This window comes from Micromonospora sp. NPDC047644, from assembly GCF_040704315.1.
Lineage (GTDB): Bacteria > Actinomycetota > Actinomycetes > Mycobacteriales > Micromonosporaceae > Micromonospora.
Genome location: NZ_JBEYSY010000040.1, coordinates 1 through 3,222, shown reverse-complemented (window position 1 = coordinate 3,222; position 3,222 = coordinate 1). Strand labels below are relative to the sequence as shown.

Below are 3,222 nucleotides of genomic sequence, written 5' to 3'. Positions count from 1 at the left end.
GCCCCGCGCCCCGCGCCCCGCGCCCCGCGCCCCGCGCCCCGCGCCCCGCGCCCCGCGCCCCGCGCCCCGCGCCCCGCGCCCAAGATCGTGCTCGAACCTTGATGTAGTGGCCTCACCGACGCGCCGACACCACTACATCCAGGATCGAGCACGATCTTGCCGCCGTACTCCTTGGGCGGTGAGGAAGATCCGCGCAACTTCCCGGATGTTGCTGCCTCAGACGGCCGGGAAGCAGCAACATCCCCGATGTTGCTGCCACGAACGGTGGCGCGGGGCGGCGCGGGCGGGGCGGCGCGGGGACGAAGAACGCCCGTCGGCTTGGGCCGACGGGCGTTGGGTGGAGAAGAGAAGCTCCCCCGATTGGACTCGAACCAATAACCTGCCGGTTAACAGCCGGCTGCTCTGCCAATTGAGCTACAGGGGATCGTGCACCGCCTGGCACCGGATCTCGCCGACGCCGTGCGACGGGACAAGAGTACAGGACTTTCCCCGGTGGCGGTCCAGTGGGTTCCACCCCGGTGCCGACTGATCAAGAGGCGCAGGTCAGGGTCCGCGACGCATTGACAAACAGGGTAAATCGCCATCCCGGCACAACCATGCTTGAGCGGGGAGCAGGATGGGTAGTTAGCTGCGGACAGAGGACGCAGGCGCGAACAGGTCGCCTTCCGACGGGGCAACTCGCCGGGGTGACGGCGCGTCAGGTACGGAAGGAGCCGCCATGCGCGGAAAGATCATGTTTCTTGGCGGGCTGGCTGCGGGATTCGTCCTGGGCGCCCGTGCCGGCCGGGAGAAGTACGAAGAGCTCGTGGTCCGGGGCCGCAAGGTGCTCGACCACCCGACCGTCCAGGAGGCGGCCGGGGTGGCGCAGGCCCAGGCCAACAAGCTCTACAGCGAGGGCAAGGACAAGCTCGGCCAGACCAAGCTGGGCGAGAAGCTGGGCAACGGCAACGGCAGCACCGGCAAGCAGGAGCTGACCGCCGCCGACGACGCGTTCGCCGGCACGCCCGCCACGGTGGGCGCCAAGGCGGGCACCAGCACGGTCGGCACGACCTCCGGGTCGCCGTCGTCCACGAACCCCCGCACCAAGCCGTCCGGCTCGGGCACGAACGCCAGCACGCTCTGACCAATCGCACGTCGACGGGCCGGTCGCCGCAGGGCGACCGGCCCGTGGTCTGTCCGACGCGCGGTCAGTCCTTGCTGCTGAACGCCGCGTCGAAGGCGGCGCTCGGTGCGTCGAAGGCGAGCCGGCGGACGAACTGCAACGCCTCCGGAGCGCCGACCAGCCGGTCCATTCCGGCGTCTTCCCACTCGACCGAGATCGGGCCGTCGTAGCCGATCGCGTTCAACGCGCGGAAGCAGTCCTCCCAGGGCACGTCGCCGTGGCCGGTGGAGACGAAGTCCCACCCGCGGCGCAGGTCGGCCCAGGGCAGGTGCGAGGCGAGCCGGCCACGCCGGCCGTCGCCGGTACGCACCTTCGCGTCCTTGCAGTCCACGTGGTAGATCCGGTCGGCGAAGTCGAAGATGAAGTTCACCGGGTCCAGCTCCTGCCACACGAAGTGCGACGGGTCCCAGTTCAGCCCGAACGCGGGCCGGTTGCCGATCGCCTCCAGCGTCCGCTTCGTCGTCCAGTAGTCGTACGCGATCTCACTGGGGTGCACCTCGTGCGCGAACCGCACTCCCACCTCGTCGAACACGTCGAGGATGGGGTTCCACCGGTCGGCGAAGTCCTGGTAGCCGCGCTCGATCATCGACGGCGGCACCGGCGGGAACATCGCGAGGGTGTGCCAGATCGACGAACCGGTGAAGCCGACGACGGTCTTCACCCCGAGCTTCGCCGCCGCCCGCGCGGTGTCCTTGATCTCCTCGGCGGCCCGCTGGCGAACCCCCTCGGGCTCCCCGTCGCCCCAGATGCGGCCGGGCAGGATGTCCTGGTGCCGCTCGTCGATCGGGTGGTCGCAGACCGCCTGGCCGACCAGGTGGTTGGAGATCGTGAAGACCTCAAGGTTGTGCTTCGCGAGGGTTTCCTTCTTGCGCTCGACGTACGAGTCGTCGGCGAGCGCCTTGTCGACCTCGAAGTGGTCGCCCCAGCAGGCGATCTCCAGACCGTCGTAGCCCCACTCGGAGGCGAGCCGGCAGACCTCCTCGAACGGAAGATCGGCCCACTGGCCGGTGAAGAGCGTGATGGGTCGCGCCATTGTCCTTCTCCCCTGTTGTGATGGGGATTCCTTGTGCGGACCGGGGCGAGGGTGACCGGACGTGCGTGGCACCCGAGCGGTCACCGGTGGGTGCGGAGCGCACCTGAGCCCGGCGGGTTGCGCCTCCCACCGGGTCACCGGCCACCAGCACGGTCGCCGACCCCCACCCTATTTCCGCACTGCCCCATCGGGGAAGCCCCGCGGTCGGCCGATCATCCGATGATGTCCTCGGGCGCGGGCAGGACAGCCCGTACGGTGAAGCCGCCACCGGCGCGCGGGCCGGCGGAGAAGGTGCCGCCGAGCCGCTCGGCGCGCCTGCGTACCCCGAGCAGACCTCGACCGGCGCCCTGGGTGCCGCCGCCGCCGAACGGTGCGGGACCGACGCCCTCGTCGCGGACCTCGATGCTGATGCCCGCGGCGTCGTAGCGGAGGCGGACCACGACCGGGGCGCCCGGCGCGTGCCGGCAGGCGTTCGTCAGCGCTTCCTCAATGATCCGGTACGCCACCACGTCGACCGGGCCGGGTAGCGGACGGGGTTGCCCGGCCATGGTCCACCGCACCGGCTGACCGGCGGTGAAGCCTTCCACCAGCGCGTCGAGACGGTTCAGGCTGGGCGCCGGCCCGGACGGGTCGTCGGGCTCGTCGGCCCGGCCCAGCGCACCGAGCAGCTGATGACCTCGCGCCAGCACCGTCCCACGCCACTGCGCGAACAACCCCATGCAGGTCAAGGTACGGCAGCCCCCCGCAACCCACCGCCCGGCACCCCCGCCCCGCCCTGGCCCCGAACCCCGCCGATCTTGCACTTTGTGTCGACGAAACTTCGGCCTTGTGGCTTTTGTCCCGACAGAAAGTGCAAGATCGACGAGGTGAGGGGCGGGGGACGGGGGCGGGGACGGGGTGGGGGTGGAGCGGGGACGGGGTGGGGGTGGGGCGGGGACGGGGTGGGGGTGGGGCGGGGACGGGGTGGGGGTGGGGCGGGGACGGGGTGGGGGGGTGATCGGAAGAGCACCCGTGTGTTCTCGTGTCG

At 70.9% G+C, this 3,222-nt stretch carries 3 protein-coding genes and 1 tRNA gene; 1 reads left to right on the top strand and 3 read right to left on the bottom strand.

Annotated features, from left to right (window positions below; all coding sequences use genetic code 11):
* Positions 1-351: 351 nt before the first annotated feature.
* Positions 352-424, bottom strand: a tRNA-Asn gene (locus AB0877_RS31640).
* Between the two features lie 294 nt (positions 425-718).
* On the opposite strand from AB0877_RS31640, the gene AB0877_RS31635 reads away from it, so the two are divergent.
* Entirely contained in the window at positions 719-1,123 is a 405-nt protein-coding gene (locus AB0877_RS31635; RefSeq protein WP_269682837.1) for a hypothetical protein, read from the top strand.
* Positions 1,124-1,187: 64 nt separating this feature from the next.
* Here AB0877_RS31635 and AB0877_RS31630 read toward each other — a convergent pair whose 3' ends face one another.
* Both AB0877_RS31630 and AB0877_RS31625 read right to left on the bottom strand, forming a co-directional pair.
* A complete protein-coding gene (locus tag AB0877_RS31630) occupies positions 1,188-2,195 on the bottom strand; it encodes a sugar phosphate isomerase/epimerase family protein (protein ID WP_366613510.1) in 1,008 nt (335 codons plus the stop codon).
* Between the two features lie 212 nt (positions 2,196-2,407).
* Entirely contained in the window at positions 2,408-2,914 is a 507-nt protein-coding gene (locus tag AB0877_RS31625) for an ATP-binding protein (RefSeq protein ID WP_366613508.1), read from the bottom strand.
* Positions 2,915-3,222: the final 308 nt, after the last annotated feature.

Excerpts from the sequence above, each read along its gene's own strand:
- AB0877_RS31625 (WP_366613508.1), bottom strand. The coding sequence starts at position 2,914 with ATGGGGTTGTTCGCGCAGTGGCGTGGGACGGTGCTGGCGCGAGGTCAT.
- AB0877_RS31630 (WP_366613510.1), bottom strand. The coding sequence starts at position 2,195 with ATGGCGCGACCCATCACGCTCTTCACCGGCCAGTGGGCCGATCTTCCG.
- AB0877_RS31635 (WP_269682837.1), top strand. The coding sequence starts at position 719 with ATGCGCGGAAAGATCATGTTTCTTGGCGGGCTGGCTGCGGGATTCGTC.